We start from the raw sequence: 16,718 nt of genomic DNA, 5'->3' as shown, positions 1-16,718 counted from the left end.
AGGAGTCTTTCCGCATGACCTCCCAGTTCTCCCAGCGCGCCCGCGCGACAGCTCGCAGGTACGCCCCGTCCGCCTTGCTGCTCGTCGGCATGATGGCCGTTGCCACCTCTGCCGTCGCGGCGGACGATTCGTTTCTCGGCAATCTTGGCCTCTTCATCTGCGGGATCGCAACCTTCATCAACACGAAGTATCTGTTTGTCATCGGCCTGATCGTCATTGTGCTGGGCGCCTATGCCTATGCCAATGCGGAATCGAGCCTGTCCAAGTTCATCTCCGGGGCTTGCGTTGGCGTCGGCCTGGCCGCGGCCGCGCCGTCGATCCTCAAGACCCTGAACATCGTCGCCGCCTGCACCGGCTTCTGAGAGATGAGAACGCACCATGTGAGCATCGGCCTGTCGATGCCTCGCCTGATCGCAGGCGCGGTACGTGGCCTCGCAATCGCCAACGGCACCATCGTCGCGCTGCTGATCTATGTTACCTACCGCAGCGGCTGGGAGATTCCGGTGTCGATTTTCGTCATCGGGCTTTGCACCCATGCGTTGTTGGCGTGGCTGACGAGCCGGGATCCGTGGTGGAACCAGATCCTCAACGTCTACAACATGTACGGCGACCTCTACGAGTCGGTGCCCTGGCACGGAAAGTCCGACGCGGTCTTCCGCCGTCCGTACGGCTTTGACAGTGACCTGCCATGCTGAAACTCAAACGCCGACCGCTGGCCGAGATCGTGCCCTGGCTCACGTCCCTCACCCCTGGGTTGATCCTGAACAAGGACGGCTCGCTTCTGGCGACGTACGAGTTCCGCGGCGTGGATGCGGACAGCGCCGATGCCAGTGATATTGCGTCGGCCCGAGACCAGCTCGATCAGGCATGTCGATCCTTCGACAACCGGATCACAGCCTGGTGGCGCCTGTCCCATCGCCGGACCACCGGATTCATCGACGGCGAGTTCAGCAACCCCACCGACGCCAGGCTGAATGCGCTGAACCGCGCGCACATGACCACTGGGCGGTACTTCCGCAACACGCACGCACTCAGCATCGCCTATACACCGGAATCCGGCATCGCCAAGTTCTTCGAGAAGATTGGCTACCACATGACAGTGGGGGGACGCTCCGTCTACGGCGCCATCGTCGAAGCCGCCAAAGACACAGTGCTGTCTCGCAGCGCGTTTGCATTTGATCTGGAGAAGATGCAGGCCGATACCCGACGTTTCGAGGCGATGCTCGACGCGTTTTCCGGCGGCATCCCGCGCATCAAGCCGACCCGGCTCACGATGCAAGACAGCTATGCTGCGCTGCACCAAGTCGCCAATCCCAGCGTGCCGCCGCGTCGCATCCGGTATCCGGTCACGCTGCTGGACACGCATCTGACTGAATCCGAAGTCACGGTGGGCGCCGAGCGACTCCTTTTCGAATCCGCCCACGGCAAGCGCTATGCGGCGGTGGTCGCGGTGAAGGAATGGATGAGTTTCCAAGAGGCGGCGCTGGACAGTCTCCTGCAGGTCGATGCCGAGCTGGACATCTGCATCATGTACCGGTTCCTGGACACTGCGCGCGCGACCGCCTACATCGAGAAGGTGCGTCGCTTCTACAAGATGGCCGCGGTGAACCTGCGCTCCATGATGAAGCAGTACGTCTCGAAGGAAGAAAGCGAAAACGACGAAGGCCGCGAAGAGCTCGCCAAGGAAGCGGGTCACGCCCTCAAACGCCTCACCGCCGAGGGCGTGCAACATGGCTTTGCCAACATCTCGGTAATCATTTACGCGGATTCGGAAAATGAATGCGAAGACGCCGTCAGCGAGGTGGTGGGCGCATTGACCAACGCCGGCTTCGGGGCGATCCGCGAGAAGGCCAATCTGATGCCTGCGTGGAACAGCACCCTGCCCGGTCGCTGGGACAAGCAACGGCGCCTGCAGTTCGTCGAAACGCCGGCCGTATCCGATATCGCACCTGTCCGATCTGTCCTGGAAGGTCCCACCTTCAACGCGTGGCTCAGCGAGAAGACCGGCGCCGAGGTTCCCCCACTCACCTGCCTGCCGACCCGCCACCGTACCATCCAGCGCGTCGACATGCACCAGCGGGGCGGCAACGGTCATTTGTTCGTGATTGGCCCGATCGGAGCCGGGAAATCCGTGTTCTTGAACTTCCTGGTGTCACAGGGCGACCGGCACAAGGCGCGTCGGATTCGCTTCGACAAGGACAGGTCGACCCGCATTCCCACGCTGCTCAGCGGTGGCACGTTCATCGACGTGACGGGAAAGTTCCAGACCAGCACGCCGGTCAATCCCTTGTCGTTGCTAGCCGATCCATCGAACTTCACCTACGTCACGGAATGGCTGACGCTCGCCCTTGAAGACGATGACTTCACGCTGTCGCCGCAACAGGTCCAGGACATCTTTGAAGCCGTGAAGCTAGTCGCGGCATACCCCCGCGAACGCTGGACCCTCAGCTCCCTCTCGACGATGCTGCATGCCGACCTGCGCACGCGGCTTCAGATCTGGCTCAAGGGTGGCCAGTACGGCCACTTCTTCGATCACGCCGACGACGCATTCGCAGTCAGTGACAACCTGTGCATCGAGATGGGCGAGCTGTTCCAGAAGTATGAACGCGCAGCGGTGCTGTTCACCGACTACGCCTTCTACCGCATCAGCCAGTCGATGGACGGCATCCGCTACACGATCATCGAGGTGGAGGAATGCGGCTTCTTCTTCCAGAACGAACGCTTCTACAGGCGCTACGAGGACTGGATTACCACCATTCGGAAGCTCAATGGTGCCATCTGGTCGGCGACGCAGTCCCTTCGGCAGATCGCACGCGTCGCGAACTTCGAAATCCTCAAGGAGAACATCGCCAACTGGGTCTACCTGCCCAATAGCCAGGCCAAGACCACCCCTGAGCTCTACAAGGAGAAGTTCGGCCTGACCGACGACCAGATTGCATTGATCTCTGACGCGGTGCCCAACCGCGACTACCTCCTCATCACCACAACCCAGACTCGAATGCTTCAGACCGCGTTCTCCGACGCGATGGTCGCCATGCTGCGCTCGGACGGTGTCGCACAGGCCATCTGCGACAAGCACTACACGTCGGGGGACGCCGATTGGCAGGACCGCTATGTGCGCGAAATGCTCGCGCGCGCCGCATAACTTTGGAGAGTCAACGTGAAGAAGTGGATCGCCAACATCGCTATCGCCACCTCGGCCCTCGGGGCTTCGTCGGCCCAAGCCGCCCTGCCCGTCACCGATTGGGTCGGGCTTGTGCAGACGACCCGGACGGCAATGCAGTCGCTAAAGACCGAGGTCTACGAGAACACCAACATCGTCTACCAGTACAAGATGATGGCCAACCAGCTCCTGCAGGCTACGGGCCTGGACGCCGCCGCGCTAACGGAGCAGCTCGATGCGATCAGGGATGACATCGGCAAGTACGAGGTCTACGGCAGTTCGCTCAAGGACCTGTATGGCACCGTCTCGGACAATGCCGACTATCTGAAGAAGATCCAGAGCATGGTCGTCGCCTCAGGCAAGACCAAGGAGCAATGGTTCGAGGATCAGCGCAAGCTGCTGAGCAACGGCGACAAGACGGCCAAGAACCTGTTCAGCCTGGGGGAGCAAGTCTTCAAGAACACCCAATCTGTCGCGCAGCGGCGCCAGAAAATTCAGGCACAGGTCAAGCTCTCGCCGACGGCTCAGGCAGCGGCACAGACCACCAATCAGATGCTGGACGTGCTTGCCAGCCAGAACTCGGATTTGCTGCAGCTCATGAGCGTGCGGGCCCAGGCGGACGCAGACAAGGACCAACAGAGCGTTGCAAAGGAAGCGCAAAGCGCGGAGGCCATGCGCGCGCTTTCGACAGCGCAGGATGAAGAACTTCGGCAGTTACGCGCCCGAGTGTTCTCTCGCAAGCTGCAAGCCGACTGAGCCGGCGCCAGGAAGCCATGCTTATGCGTCTATTATTGATTCTACTGGCCACTGCTGTGCTAATGCACGTAAACGTGGCTTTCGCTCAGGTCGAGATTCCCCCCCTGATGATTGGGTCGCAGTCGGAAGAGTCTATCAAGGCCCCGCCGTCATTCTCCGGACCAAAAGGGTCGATCGGAGAATCTCTCAAGAGTTGGGTCGGCCAGTTCGAGTCGTTTCGCCGTGGCCTGATCGCAAGCGCTTCACCGCTGAGTCAGACCATCCGATCGGAAACCGACAAGTTAGCCTATGGCTTGGCACTCATCACGCTGACTCTGGCCGGCATCCGATTCGCTGCAACGAACGATCCCACCACGGCGTGGACGGAAGTTTTTGAGGCGTTCATGCTGCTAGGCATCTTTGCGGCGATCTATGCGGGGTACGACAGGTTCGCTCCGGGGATCTTTGACTGGTTCAAAATGCTTGGCGACAAGATCGCCGGTACTCGCTCCAGCAATCCGGCCTTGACGCTCATCTCGGTAGGCGCCGGTTTCCTGGACACCTACAACAAGGCTATGGACGCGGCAAGCGGCCTCTCCATCCTTAGCGTAGCCCTTTCCGGGATCGTTCTCATCATTACATTTGTCGTCTGTGCGGTTGCAGCGCTGCTTTACAGCTTTTTCATCGCTTTGGGGGAGGTGCAGGCGGCCGTCGGCATCGTCGTAGGCCCGCTCGCTGTCGCGCTCGCATTCTCGGACTATTCTCGCCGCTTCTTCGTCTCCTGGCTCGATTTCATGATCAGCGCCTCGATGTACACGGTCGTTGCCTCCGTCATGGCGCGACTCGTCTCCAGCGCGTTCACTTCCACAATGGTCGATCAGACTGACATCGGCACCCAGTCCCTTGCGGGGGCAGCCTATGCGCTCGGCATCGCGATTTTCATGCTACTTGTCGCGCTGGAGGTCCCCAAGATGGCAGGCGCAATCTTCGGGTCCGGTGGCGGGCTGAGCGGAGGTGCTGCCGGGCGCCTGGGCATGAAAGCGGCAAGCGGCATCGGCGGGTTCCTGGCCAAGAAGGGCAGGTGATGACGGTCCATCAACACCTGACTCCACCGGCTTTGCTGGCATCCCACGACAGCCGCCTTGCGTTGGTCCGACAGTACGCCAACGAATCGGATGACGCAGACTTCCGCAACAAGTGGCTGAGCGTCCTGGATCGCTGCGCCGCGTGGTTCTCCAGTATGCCGCTTCGGCCAACTGAGCACGCCGAGCCGGGTGGCGCGTTCCGTGCAACGGTCGAGGCCGCCTACTTCGCCATGCGGCTGTCTGGCGCACAGAAGTTTGCCGCGGATCAAACCTCGGAGCGCCGGCGCCAGCTTGAGCCGCAGTACCTGTATGCGCTGTTCCTAGCCGCTTGCTGTTCGAGGCTGGACGAGCCCTGCCGCCACTTTCAGTTTCATCGGCAGCGCGACGGAGCGGAGTGGGTTCCAGCAGCCCACGGCGCGTTCGGCGCATGGCTTGGCGATGACACCTACCGGGTTACCCGCCGCGAGGCACCGCTGCCAAGCGAGCGGATGCGCACGGCACTGCTCGCTAGGGAAATTCTAGGTGCGGAACGGTTGGGCGCATTCGACAGTCAGGTGCTGACCGATCTGTTCGGGGCCATCAACCCAGATCCACGACCGGCCGGCCTGGAAACGTTGCTGCACAAGGTGGTGCGTCAGGCCATCGAGACCGTGACCCAGTTCGAGTTGAAGGCCCGTCGGGCGGCCTTTGCCCCGGACGCAACACCTGCCCCGTCAGCGCAAGCACTGGCCGAGGATAGCATTCCCGGTGCGTCAAAGCCGCCAGCGCAGCCGAAGACGGAGACGGCGCCCGTACCCGAGACGGGAACGGCGCCGCCGGTAAAGCAATCGGGGACTACGACCGAGTCGGATCCAAGCTCCCCAGCTGGACTCCATCCGGCCGGCAGCGATGCGGCCGCGCAGCACCGTGCGTCGCCTAACGCCGTCCAACTCGACGGTGCCCGTTCCTTGCGCAAAGAACCACCCCCCGAGGATCCGTTCAAGGCGATTGCAGGCACCTCGAACCTCATGCGCGAATTCTTCAAGGCGCTCTCCCAAGATGCGGCCGCCGGCAAGACGAAGGTGACCCGCGTTGAGGGAAAGGTTGCCATCAGCAAGCGCTCGCTGGGCAACTATGGCATTGCCTCCGAGACGCTCATCGAAAATCTGCGCAAGTTCAAGCATCTCTACAAGATCGTGGGGCAAGACATCCTGCTGGTCAACGAAGTTGGCGACCTGATCCTGCCTGCCTCCCAAGCCCCTGAAGCATGAGCCAGTACATCAACCACTTCCGTCCCATCTACGAGTTCCGCGCCGTCGTCGGTTGGGCGTTGGCTGTCTTGTTACTGCTGGTGAGTGGCATGCCCAACAGTGGCTACTTTGCGCTGGGTGGCATGGCATTCCTGCTCTTTCGCTCCAGCCAGGTGTGGCGCGCGCTCAGGTTCCGTCTTTCCATCTCCACGAAGTGGCTGACCCTCGTCCGGATCGATGACCTCCTGACACAGAGCCGCAAGTTGCGCTCGGATGACAAGGACGACGATGCGATGTATTTGGGTACCGGCTACGAATGGACCCAGAAGCATTGTCAGATCGCCCACGACATCCTGCGTATGCCGTCGAGCGACATCCCAGGCCTGCCAAGGTGGCTGCCAAAAGACACCGTCAAGGCTATCGAGAAGGCGTTCGCCCCGGAGAACAGCATTGCAGACCGATCGCCACAGGGCAAATCTTGGATCGGTGGCATGGAGTCCCTGCGCATTCCCGTTCCCTTTCACTACAAGGCGATGGGCGGCCACACCTCGATCAGCGGTACGACCGGTTCAGGTAAGACACGGACGTTCGAACTCATCTCGACACAGGTCATTCACAACCCGAATGACATTTTGATCGCGATCGACCCAAAGAATGACCCCGATTGGGTTGCCAGGTGCAAGCGCGAGTGCGAGAGGACCGGCCGCAAGTTCCTGTATTGGAAGCAAGCCGCGCCGTCGCAGTCCATCCGCCTGAATCCTCTGGAAAACTGGTCTCAACCTTCGGAAATCCCGACGCGTATCGCCCAACTGATGGAGGAAGGCCCCTTCCGCCAGTTCGCTTTCCTGTTCATCGACCGCGCCGTGAAAGGCGAGCTCTACGTCGGTGACAAGCCGAACCTGCGCTCGATTCTGCAGTACGCACAGAACGGCATTAATAATCTGCTTGAGCGTGGGCTGGAGCGATTCTTCCCCGAAGCTGGGAAGCCGGATTGGGAAGAGGAAGCCACGGGGTACATGCAGAAGGTCGCGCAGAAGGCGGGCGGCACCCGCCTGGACGCCATGGTTAGCCTGTACATCGACCGATTCTCCAAGCTCGGCAAGGGGCATGAAGCGATCGACGGCCTCATCTCGACCTATCAACACGACCGTGACCACTATGGCCGGATCATTGCATCCGCCCTGCCGCTGCTGCAGATGCTGGCGACCGGCGAGACAGGTCTAATGCTGGCACCAAAGGCCGACGACTTCGAAGACGACCGCGAGATCTGGGATATCGACAAGGTCATCAAGCAGAAGGCCGTGCTCTACGTTGGGGCGGACTCCCTTTCCAATTCGATGGTGGCACAGGCCGTCATGTCGATGCTGCTGGCCGACATCGCTTCTGTCGCGGGCGCCATCTACAACTTCTACGCCAAGCCGCCAGAGATCGTCCTGGTGGTCGACGAAGCCGCCGAGGCCATCAACGAACAATTGCTCCAGCTGCTGAACAAGGGCCGCGGTGCCGGCTTCAAGGCTTTCGTTGCCTACCAGACCCGCTCGGACTTCACGGCCAAGCTTGGAAACGTGGCAAAAATGCAGCAGGTTTTGGGCAATTTGAACAACCAGATCGTCTTACGATTGGAAGACATCGACACGGCGCAATGGTTCTCCGAAAAAGCCGGTACCACCGCCATTCGCAACCTGGTCGTGTCGAGTAGCACCAGCACCGGAACAGAGGCCCACATCGGCGAGTTCAGCGGGTCGGTGTCCCGTTCTGCCCAGCTTGAGAAGGTACCACTGATTCCGCACGACCTAGTCATGCAACTGCCGAACCTGCAGTACTTCCTCCGAATCTCTGGAGGCGCTGTCTACCAGGGCCGAATTCCCATCATCAAAGACTAAACACCAATGCGCAGCAGCCTGTTCCGACAAATCGTCAAGGAGTACAAGCTCTCGGCGAAGCTTTCGCCGGTGTTTTCCCTATCGCCGGACCTCGATGACATTTGCACCCGCGTGGTCGACTACATCGGTGTGAACTTCCGAATCCGCGAAGAGCCGCTGGTCAAGGAAATGCTGGCCGATGGCATCACCGCATGGCGTGCCGCACGCAAGCACGGCGACCCCAACGTCGCGTTCATGAAAGGCCTGTTCTCGCGCGCACATGAACTCTATGGCAAGCGGTACGCAGCTTTCAAAGGCGAAAAGTACAACGTCTGGTATCCGTTTCACGAGTCCATTCCAGCGTTCGAACAACGCCAGCCGGAAGGCTATGTCTGCCGGGTCGTCGACGAGCCGGCGCCAGGCGCAATCACCCAACGCTGCGCTGCGTTTCAGCTGGCCGCCCGCGTGCTGACGGGCTACACCTTTACCCGCTACTTCGAGAACTACGATGTCGCTGGCAACTTTGCACAATGACGCGCGCCACCTTGCGATCCGGCTCAAGCAGGCCCCGGTTCGCATGGCTGCCAAGCTTTTCGGTGTCGACCCAGCGCTTGCCCTGCACATGCATGAGTGGCTGTCGGCCCCTCCTCCCGGCGCGCCAGCAATGCCGCTAGCCTTCGCCACTGGAGCGGCAGCAGCGTGCTTTGCGCTCATTAAGATCTCCGTGGTCAAGCCGGCCGTCTTCTGGGGCGCATTGGTTGCTTTCCTGAGCCTGCCGGTACTGCTCGCCCTGCGATGGAGCTGACATGGCAAATAGCCGATTCGCGTCGCACGTTCGCCTGTGGCTGATCTTTTCGCCGCTGATGATCTGCACGCTCGCTCCGTTCATCCAGGACGAAAGCGCCTTCGAGATCAGTGAGGCAGAACAGGCCTCGGTTGAGCGCGTGCTCGGCCCCGAAAAGGCCGACGTCGCCGTGACACTGGCCAACGCCCGCTTTCACCAATGGTTCATCGAGAGCGGCGTCGTCAAGTCGTCGTTCTCTGGCTCTGACGCCCAGACCGGATTTGCCGATGGTGGCGCGTCTGCCTTCGGTAGAAGCTGGATGCAGCACTTCTGGCTGACGATCTACCGCGCACTGTATCGCGCCGCGGTCGGCCATTATTGGCTCGTTGGCGCAATCGTGCTGTTCCTTGCGTTGTTCAATGATGGGACCGTATCGCGCAAGATTCGCGCCGCCGGCGCGGGCTTTGCCAATCCGGTGTCCTTCCACGTGGCGGCACACGGCTTGATGCTCTGCTTTGGCTTCGGCGCATCCGCCATGCTGTTACCTCTTCCGATGCTGGCGAGCTGGTGGACCTTCGGTGTCTGCCTGGTCGGCTTGCTCTGCTGGCGTCTTGCAGCTTCATTCCACGTCGGCAAGTAGCCGACTCCGCAGCGACTAACAAGGCCGGGCGTCCGGCCTCTCAAAGGAGAAATTATGACCACGACCGATCTGACCCCTGCAGATGAGCCGCTCCAGGAAGTTGGTATGGCCAGCGCCGTTGCACTGCTCGATGAGCCTCCTGCCACGCTCGGCTCGATCGATAGCTCCGGCGACGTCGAGACAGAACTCGCGGAGATGGAGCAGTCCGCCGATGTTCTGCGCAAGGAGGGGCTGATCTCGACAGCCGACCATGAAGAGCGCAAGGCCCAAGTAGAACATACTCGCAAGTTGTTCCGCGACCTCACGCCCGAGGACCGCCAGGCGATCGTTCGCCGTCGTCGTGAACTCGGCCTGCTAATCCTTAATCGCGAGCTCGCGGGCGCGGCAGTCGTTCCTGTGGCGCTGAAGCTCAATCACACACGCCTGCGGCCGCTCTTCGAGCAATGGTGGCCGTACATGAATCGCATGTCGCTGAACTTGCAGCGTTTTGGCGCTGCCACGTTCTCGCGCACCGAGCTGTCGACGCTCGAGAACTACCTCGAACGCGAACTCTCGAAAATCGAGGATTACGTGGACGAGCAACTGCGTGTGGCGAAAGCTTACCGCGAGCAACGGGAACAGGAAATGCGTGCAAAGGACGACATCGTCTTCGTCCCAACGATCCAACGCCCCTCTCTTGCGCTCGAGGTCCAGGCCTACTCCCGCTTCTCGGTGCGTGTCCTGCAGGTTCTGATCAAGTTCGATCAAACCATGGACCAGTTCGACTTCATGGTCTGGAACGGTATTCGTGACCAGAGCGATGTCAACGACGAAGTAACCCGATTCCTCCGCAAGTTCCAGCCTCTGGGTCTGCGCAGCTACACCACTCATCTGAAGCTGATGACGACTGTGCGTGGGATCTGAATTCGATCTCATCTCCTTGATGATAGCTACAAGCAGATCCGGCCGCACGGTGCCGGCATCTGCCTCCACGTGACACGACGTGCCAGTTCCAATTTCTGATCCGCAGTCGAATCGAATCGGTTTATGTGGTAGCTGATGTTACATGCTGTCTCCTGCTGCGCCTTACTAACAACAAGTACGCCAATGATCGCCCACGTGGCATTTGGTGACACTTGCAATACTCAAGCTGTGTCGGGCCATGTCTCTAGCTGAAGTACTCGAAAGACTTAATCCGTCCCAACGGGAAGTCGTGGACTGCCGGGAGCACTGCATTGCTGTGGCGGTGCCTGGTGCCGGAAAGACGGCAACCATTGCGGCGAAGGCGGCGGTCCTTCTGGGTGACCCTAGCTTGACCGTAGGCGCTGTGACGTTCAGCAAGGACGCGGCGGTCGAGTTGAGGGACCGAATTCTCTCGCTAGCGGGGCCAGGGGCAAAGAAGCGATTGATTGCCGGGACGTTTCATTCGCTTGCTTACAAGCAGCTTAATTCGGCGGCCGGTAAGCGGCTGGACATTGCTTCAGACGGAGACCGCGCCGCCATGATTGCGCAAGTACTCCAGGAGAGCGGCTTCGAGTGGAAGCTCGACGAAGCCATCGCAGTGATTGAACGCCTAAAGACTGAGTTGAGTATGCCTGCGATGGACAGCCTCGAAGGTCAGCTTCTTGCTGGGTATCAGGAGGCCTTGAAGCGAAACGGCCGATTGGACTTCCAGGACCTGATGCGGCACGCCGTGGATGGAATGCAGCGCGGTGCCATCGAGCCATATGGTGTTGATGTGCTTCTCGTCGACGAGTACCAGGATTGCGATTCGTTGCAAGCGTCGTGGACGGCCATCCATGCACGAGCTGGCGCAACGACCAGCCTCGTATGTGACGACGACCAGACGATCTTTGGGTTTCGTGCTGCCCTTGGATTTAAAGGGATTGAGGCCTTTGCACGAGAGTTCAATGCTCGCCAAATTGTCCTTGGCATCAACTACCGATCTCATTCTGAGATCCTCTCGATCGCCGACAAGGTAATTCGGAACAATCGAGAGAGGATCACGAAAGAACTCATTTCTCACAAAGGGCTAGGCGGTACTGTCGACTTCCAGCGCTACGATGATGAGTACAAGGAAGGCGTCGCCGCAGTGGAAGCGATGAGCGTAGCAATTCGTTCGGGCAAATCGGCGGCAATCCTGGCGCGGACCAATCGAATTCTCGATCCCATAGAGGCCGTCTGCCGTTCGCATGGGGTGAAGTACCACCGTGCTGCAGGACGATCGATTCTCGACCGCCCAGAATCAGCGCTGATGGGTAACCTCCTCGAACTCATTCAGCAGACCAAAGCCAGCGGGCTTGACTCCCTTCTAGGTTTCTCCGGTATTGGGGCGACCGATCTCCAGGCTCTCCATAGGAGACTCTCGTCTGGCAAGGACGTTGAGGGCGCGAAGAAGAAGGATCTTTTAGCGGCCGGCGTCGCGGAGGATGCCGCTGAGAAGTACTTGGAGTTGAAAAAGAAGATGACGGAATGGCGCACGCTCTACGTGCGCCAGTTCCATGCACTTGTTCTTGATGGTGTGCATGAATGGATGCTGAAGTTTGCCAAGTCTGACCAGGGCAAGCGCTCCATCAACACCACCTACGATGTTCTTTCCAGATTGAATGGTCCATTCTCAGACCGCCTCGATTTTCTACGGCGCAGCAACAACGAGCCGGCAGATGACGCCGTGGTTCTAACGACCTTTCATTCGAGCAAGGGCCTGGAATGGGACCACACGGCGCTGATTCGGCTTGAGGAGAGCGTCATTCCGGATGACGGAAGCACCGAGGCAGAGGAGAGACGACTCTTTTACGTTGGGATTACGCGTGCCCGACGCACCATAGTCCTTTCCACAGCAAAGAAGAATCCAACGTCGCGCTTCGTCATCGAGGCGGGTCTGGCATAGCTAAAGATTCTCGTTGGCTTGCCGTCAGAACTTGACTTTGCTCAGTCAGAGCTAGCCTAGCCTTTTCAGCTGTCTGCAAGACCTCCCAGCAACGAACATGAGACTCAGACCACGTTCCCATCAGAACGAAGCCATCGTTGATGTGCTACATGGCTTCCAATCCCACGACCGAGGACAGCTCATCATGGCGTGTGGGACGGGCAAGACGCTTACGGCCCTATGGATAGCCGAGGCGTTGAAAGCGAGGCTAACCGTAGTCTTCCTGCCCTCAATTTCCCTCGTTGAACAGTTTGCGCTCTCATGGCGCGAGAACGTCGCCGACGCCGGCGGTTTCGATGCCCTGTGCGTCTGTTCCGACGAGAACATATCTCGCGGCGAGCAAACCGATGACATCAGCGTTGATTCTCTTCAAAAGTGTGGGCTGGCGGTAACCACCGACAGCAATGAGGTCAGCCGGTTTATTGCGCTTCCCGGACCTCGGGTTGTGTTTTCGACCTACCACTCGGCTAGGGTGATAGCTGCTGCGCAGGTACGGGATGGCGCTCCTGACTTCGATCTGATGGTATGCGACGAGGCGCATCGTTGTGCTGGAGATGCTCGATCGCCATTCGCTGTCGTACTAGACGGCAACTGCATTCGTGCACGCAAACGACTCTTCGTCACAGCCACCCCGCGGGTGCGCGGAAACGCAACTCATGATCGCGCGGAAGCATCGGGCATTGTCGATATGGACAATGAAACCGTATTCGGGCCTCGCTTCCATACCCTTCCCTTTCGGCGGGCGATTGACCTCGGCTTGCTGTGCGACTATCAAGTCGTCGTTGTTCTATCAAACAGTGAAGACCTTCGGACGGTAGTCGAACAGGACGGAAGACAAAGGCCTGCGGCCCAATCGGACAAGCTTTTGGAGGCCGGCCTAGTTGGCGTGGTTAAGGCTCTAGGCGAATTCGGACTGAGGAAGGTAATCACATTTCATCATTCCTTGAGTAAGGCAGCTCGCTTCCAGCGAGACATTGGCGCCGTTGCCGACGCTATGCGGTCCATGGGGAAGTCCCAGGTAAGGGTGCATGCGTCCTTCGTCTCCGGGAAGATGAAGGCCCATCAGCGCCGGGCGATTCTGTCTCAATTGGCTTCGGCTCCTCATTCCGAGCATCGAATCATCACGAATGCTCGGTGTCTGACTGAGGGCGTTGACGTTCCGAGCGTCGACGGCATTGTATTCGTCGACCCTCGAACCAGCGAGATCGACATCGCGCAGGCGCTAGGGCGCGCCTTGCGTGTGAGCTCTGGCAAGTCCGTGGGCACCGTCGTGTTGCCGATCCTCGTTGGGGAAGGCGAGTCGCCGGAGGAAGTTGCCAAAAGCACCGATTTTCGTGCCATTTGGCGCGTCCTCGCAGCGTTGAGAGCGCATGACGAAGACTTCGCCGCAGGGTTGAATATTGCGAAGGCTTCATCTCTCACGGGTAAGGCAGGCAGTGCCTTTGATCCACTAGCCAAGGTGGCCATCATTGGTGGCAAGCACACGAAAGATATCGCCGACATCCTACGCCCCCTCCTGGTCCATGATCCTTCTGACTCGTGGGAGGCTGCGTTCGAACTTGCACGGCAGCGCTTTGAGCGGTGTGGTAACTGCAATGCTGCAGGACATGAACTCTGGCCGCAGAATTCGACCAGTGGCTTCCAGCTGGGTCGATGGATTGCAGGTCAGCGTGACTATCGAAATAGGGGTCGCATGTCCGTGGAGCGTGCGAGGCGTCTGGAGTCCATCGGGATAGATTGGAAGCCGACTGACACCAAATGGCATTCGATTTGCAATGCGGTTATCCGTTGGATCGCTGCGAATGACAACGGTGTTGTTCCGGTTGGAGCGACTTCGGATGACGAGCAGCTAACAATCGATCTTGGACAATGGGCGACCGTACAGCGGCGGCACCATCGGAATGGCGACCTTTCGGCCGACAAGGTGGCAAAGCTGACAGACGCCGGGTTCTCTTGGGACCCGTTGAGCGATGCTTTTGAGAAGGGCTTTCGCGCAGCTGCTTCGTGGGCCGAGGAAAACGGCCATTGCAACGCGCCGCAGAGAACAGTGGTCCCGAACGGATACCCCTTGGGCGCCTGGATATCATCTCTCCGATTGGCACATGCTAAGGGGGCGCTGCCCATCGAAAGGAAGCTGCGCCTCGACAGTATTGGCATGCAGTGGAACTTTCGCGATTCCCAGTGGGAAGAAGGCTTCGCCGCTGCCAAGGCATGGGCCAGTGTTCACGGCGATTGCAACGCCCCAAAGCATTCCACCTGGCCCCGCGACGGTTCTAAGAACTACAAGCTAGGAAATTGGATAGGCACCCAGCGAAAGCTCTACCAGAGAGGAGAATTGGACGCCGCGAAGGTAAAGCGCCTTGAGGGTCTTGGCATACGCTGGGACGTGAGGAAGGAGCGGCACGATGCTGCGTGGCTCAAAGCTCTTGAACGCCTACATGCCTACCAGCGGGGACGCCGAGGTTTGTTGCCTCCTATGGCATTTGCAAGCGATGACGGGTTCGCACTAGGAATGTGGCTGCACGTGCAGCGAGACAGGTGGAGGAAGGGCGCGCTGGAAAAGAACCGCGTGGAACTCCTCGCCGCAGCGGGCGCGTCGCCTGAGCTCAGTTTGCGTGGCCAGCGCACGAGGACTAAGCGGACTGGCGAGAAACGGCCCCATAGCTCTCCACCCGTGATTGCCCCTGTGGCCGAAATCGTATCCTCAGCCAATGTCGTGGGCGCCGCCAGTTCGGGGCCCGTGATCTGGGCCCCTGCTCCCGAGAATCGCTATGTATGTGAGGCAGAAACTTCATTCTCGGAAGCGCGGCCAGTTCTATGGACTGGTCGACGCTCCAGGCGCAGCCTTCTGCGAAAGGCCATAGCCATTGGAGTGAGCAAGTGAAGGAAGACTAACGCACTGCGCGCCGCCCCCCATTACGCCGCCTGCGAATGTTGGCTCACGGCGAAGGGAAGCTGTTCATCAAGTCGCCTATGCCCGTGGTGCCCTGCAGGCGCCCAATATTGTTCGAGCGGACGCTTCTGGAGCTAGCGTGACCAATCGAATTTTGAAGGAGTTGTCGTTGAGCCCGTAGGCACGCTCCAACGAAAAAAGCCTGGAGTTGGCGCTCCAGGCTTTTTATCGGCACAGACAGAAGGGGGGACAGGCGTCGACCCCTCTTGACTCAAACTCTAAGACAGTTCGAGTCTACGAAGCCTCGCCCTTCGCTGTCAATGCTTCCTCCACAACTTTGCGCGTTGCTCGAAGATGAATTTTGGCTTCGACGGGCTTCCTATTGCCCAAAGAACACCAGCATGCGACGGTGCGTTGCACGCTCCAACCTCGGTTGTCAGCAATGGCCGGCAACGCAAGACCGCCAGGTGCGATGCAGGGCGGCTGCCTGAGCAGATCCTCAGAGCGATAGCATTGGTCTACGAGTCCGATGGGCTCCGGGGCTTGCACATCACGAGTCGCCAAGTTCTGGCCACCCTCATCCGCTTCGCCCTGAACCAGAAGGAGCCCACCGCGCTCGTCTTCATTAAGAAGGCAACGATTGCACAGCATCTCGCGATCAGCGAGGCCACTGTCTATCGAGCGCTTGGCGCACTTGAGGATGCCGGGCTAATTAAGCGTGAACGGCAGCAACGCACCAGGGCGCAGCTCGAAGTCGTTGGACGGATCGGATTCACCGCAAAGTTGCTTAACTGCATAGGGATCGGTGGCCTGCAACTGGGGGACGCTGAACCTTCCTCGATGGGCCAGGATGTGTCTAATGCTGGCTCTACATGTCTCGCACCGGTGAGTGGCGTAAACAAACTCAAACAGTCTTCTACGAAGAAACATCCCGGCCGGGGTGTATTTGTGCAAATTAACGATCGGGTGGTCCCCATTGATCTGGCGCCTCTCGTGCGCGATCAAGAGCTTAAGCGTAACCGTCCGACCGTCAGCGTTCTTGACGAAGGGGATACTTTCAGGCTGCGCTCTGGCGAAGCTGATCAGCCACGGCCCATGGCAGTAGTTCGCTGACGCGATTGACGGGGTGGTCGGCAATGCGGGCAATGACGTGTCGCAGGTAAGCCTCGGGATCGAGGCCGTTCAGTTTGGCTGTCGCAACAAGCGTATAGATTGCGGCGCCGCGTTCACCACCACTGTCGGAGCCGAAGTGCAGGAAGTTTTTCCGGCCGAGAGCAACTCCTCGCAGTGCACGCTCCGCCGCATTATTGTCAATCTCGACGCTGCCATCGTCGACATACAGCGTTAGTGCGGCCCACTGATTCAATGCGTAATTGATGGCCTTCGCAGTATCGCTTTTGTGCGACACCGTGCTGAGCG

Annotated in this window: 15 protein-coding genes; 14 read left to right on the top strand and 1 reads right to left on the bottom strand. The window is 59.4% G+C overall.

Going from position 1 to position 16,718, the window contains the following annotated elements:
• Positions 1–14 precede the first annotated feature (14 nt).
• The 14 genes from ACAD63_RS34105 to ACAD63_RS34040 all read left to right on the top strand — a co-directional run bounded on the left by ACAD63_RS34105 (position 15) and on the right by ACAD63_RS34040 (position 16,412).
• Entirely contained in the window at positions 15–362 is a 348-nt protein-coding gene (locus ACAD63_RS34105) for a TrbC/VirB2 family protein (RefSeq protein ID WP_434034687.1), read from the top strand.
• A 3-nt stretch (positions 363–365) separates the two neighbouring features.
• Positions 366–695: a conjugal transfer protein gene (locus tag ACAD63_RS34100; protein WP_434034686.1), complete on the top strand. Its 330-nt coding sequence runs from the start codon at positions 366–368 to the stop codon at positions 693–695.
• Complete coding sequence (locus tag ACAD63_RS34095; protein WP_434035070.1) at positions 689–3,145, top strand: VirB4 family type IV secretion system protein; 2,457 nt, start codon at positions 689–691, stop codon at positions 3,143–3,145. Before ACAD63_RS34100 ends, ACAD63_RS34095 begins: the two co-directional genes overlap by 7 nt.
• Positions 3,146–3,160: 15 nt before the next feature.
• Entirely contained in the window at positions 3,161–3,919 is a 759-nt protein-coding gene (locus ACAD63_RS34090; RefSeq protein WP_434035069.1) for a conjugal transfer protein TrbJ, read from the top strand.
• Positions 3,920–3,936: 17 nt separating this feature from the next.
• Entirely contained in the window at positions 3,937–4,983 is a 1,047-nt protein-coding gene (locus ACAD63_RS34085) for a type IV secretion system protein (RefSeq protein WP_434035068.1), read from the top strand.
• The gene (locus ACAD63_RS34080) at positions 4,983–6,233 is read left to right on the top strand and encodes a TraI domain-containing protein (RefSeq protein WP_434035067.1); all 1,251 of its coding nucleotides are present in this window, start codon (positions 4,983–4,985) and stop codon (positions 6,231–6,233) included. Before ACAD63_RS34085 ends, ACAD63_RS34080 begins: the two co-directional genes overlap by 1 nt.
• A complete protein-coding gene (gene traD / locus ACAD63_RS34075; RefSeq protein WP_434035066.1) occupies positions 6,230–8,095 on the top strand; it encodes a conjugative transfer system coupling protein TraD in 1,866 nt (621 codons plus the stop codon). Before ACAD63_RS34080 ends, traD begins: the two co-directional genes overlap by 4 nt.
• A gap of 6 nt (positions 8,096–8,101) precedes the next feature.
• Positions 8,102–8,608 carry a hypothetical protein gene (locus tag ACAD63_RS34070; RefSeq protein ID WP_434035065.1) on the top strand — a complete coding sequence of 169 codons (507 nt, stop codon included), beginning with the start codon at positions 8,102–8,104 and terminating at the stop codon, positions 8,606–8,608.
• The gene (locus ACAD63_RS34065; RefSeq protein ID WP_434035064.1) at positions 8,583–8,879 is read left to right on the top strand and encodes a hypothetical protein; all 297 of its coding nucleotides are present in this window, start codon (positions 8,583–8,585) and stop codon (positions 8,877–8,879) included. Before ACAD63_RS34070 ends, ACAD63_RS34065 begins: the two co-directional genes overlap by 26 nt.
• 1 nt (position 8,880) lies before the next feature.
• Positions 8,881–9,498 carry a DUF4400 domain-containing protein gene (locus ACAD63_RS34060; RefSeq protein ID WP_434035063.1) on the top strand — a complete coding sequence of 206 codons (618 nt, stop codon included), beginning with the start codon at positions 8,881–8,883 and terminating at the stop codon, positions 9,496–9,498.
• A 54-nt stretch (positions 9,499–9,552) separates the two neighbouring features.
• The gene (locus ACAD63_RS34055; RefSeq protein WP_434035062.1) at positions 9,553–10,401 is read left to right on the top strand and encodes an ATPase; all 849 of its coding nucleotides are present in this window, start codon (positions 9,553–9,555) and stop codon (positions 10,399–10,401) included.
• 238 nt (positions 10,402–10,639) lie between these two features.
• Positions 10,640–12,367 (top strand): ATP-dependent helicase, encoded by a 1,728-nt coding sequence (locus ACAD63_RS34050; protein ID WP_434035061.1) that lies wholly within the window; start codon positions 10,640–10,642, stop codon positions 12,365–12,367.
• Positions 12,368–12,464: 97 nt separating this feature from the next.
• Positions 12,465–15,290 carry a Helicase associated domain protein gene (locus ACAD63_RS34045; RefSeq protein ID WP_434035060.1) on the top strand — a complete coding sequence of 942 codons (2,826 nt, stop codon included), beginning with the start codon at positions 12,465–12,467 and terminating at the stop codon, positions 15,288–15,290.
• Between the two features lie 363 nt (positions 15,291–15,653).
• Positions 15,654–16,412, top strand: a complete 759-nt coding sequence (locus tag ACAD63_RS34040; protein ID WP_434035059.1) for a hypothetical protein — start codon at positions 15,654–15,656, stop codon at positions 16,410–16,412.
• On the opposite strand, the gene ACAD63_RS34035 is transcribed toward ACAD63_RS34040, so the two are convergent.
• On the bottom strand, positions 16,357–16,718 hold a 362-nt coding region (locus tag ACAD63_RS34035), incomplete at its 5' end, for an IS66 family transposase (RefSeq protein ID WP_434035058.1). The two genes, ACAD63_RS34040 and ACAD63_RS34035, sit on opposite strands and share 56 nt — an antisense overlap.

This window comes from Cupriavidus sp. a3 (genome assembly GCF_051015765.1).
Taxonomy (GTDB): domain Bacteria; phylum Pseudomonadota; class Gammaproteobacteria; order Burkholderiales; family Burkholderiaceae; genus Cupriavidus; species Cupriavidus oxalaticus_A.
This window is presented reverse-complemented; position numbering and strand designations above follow the sequence as displayed.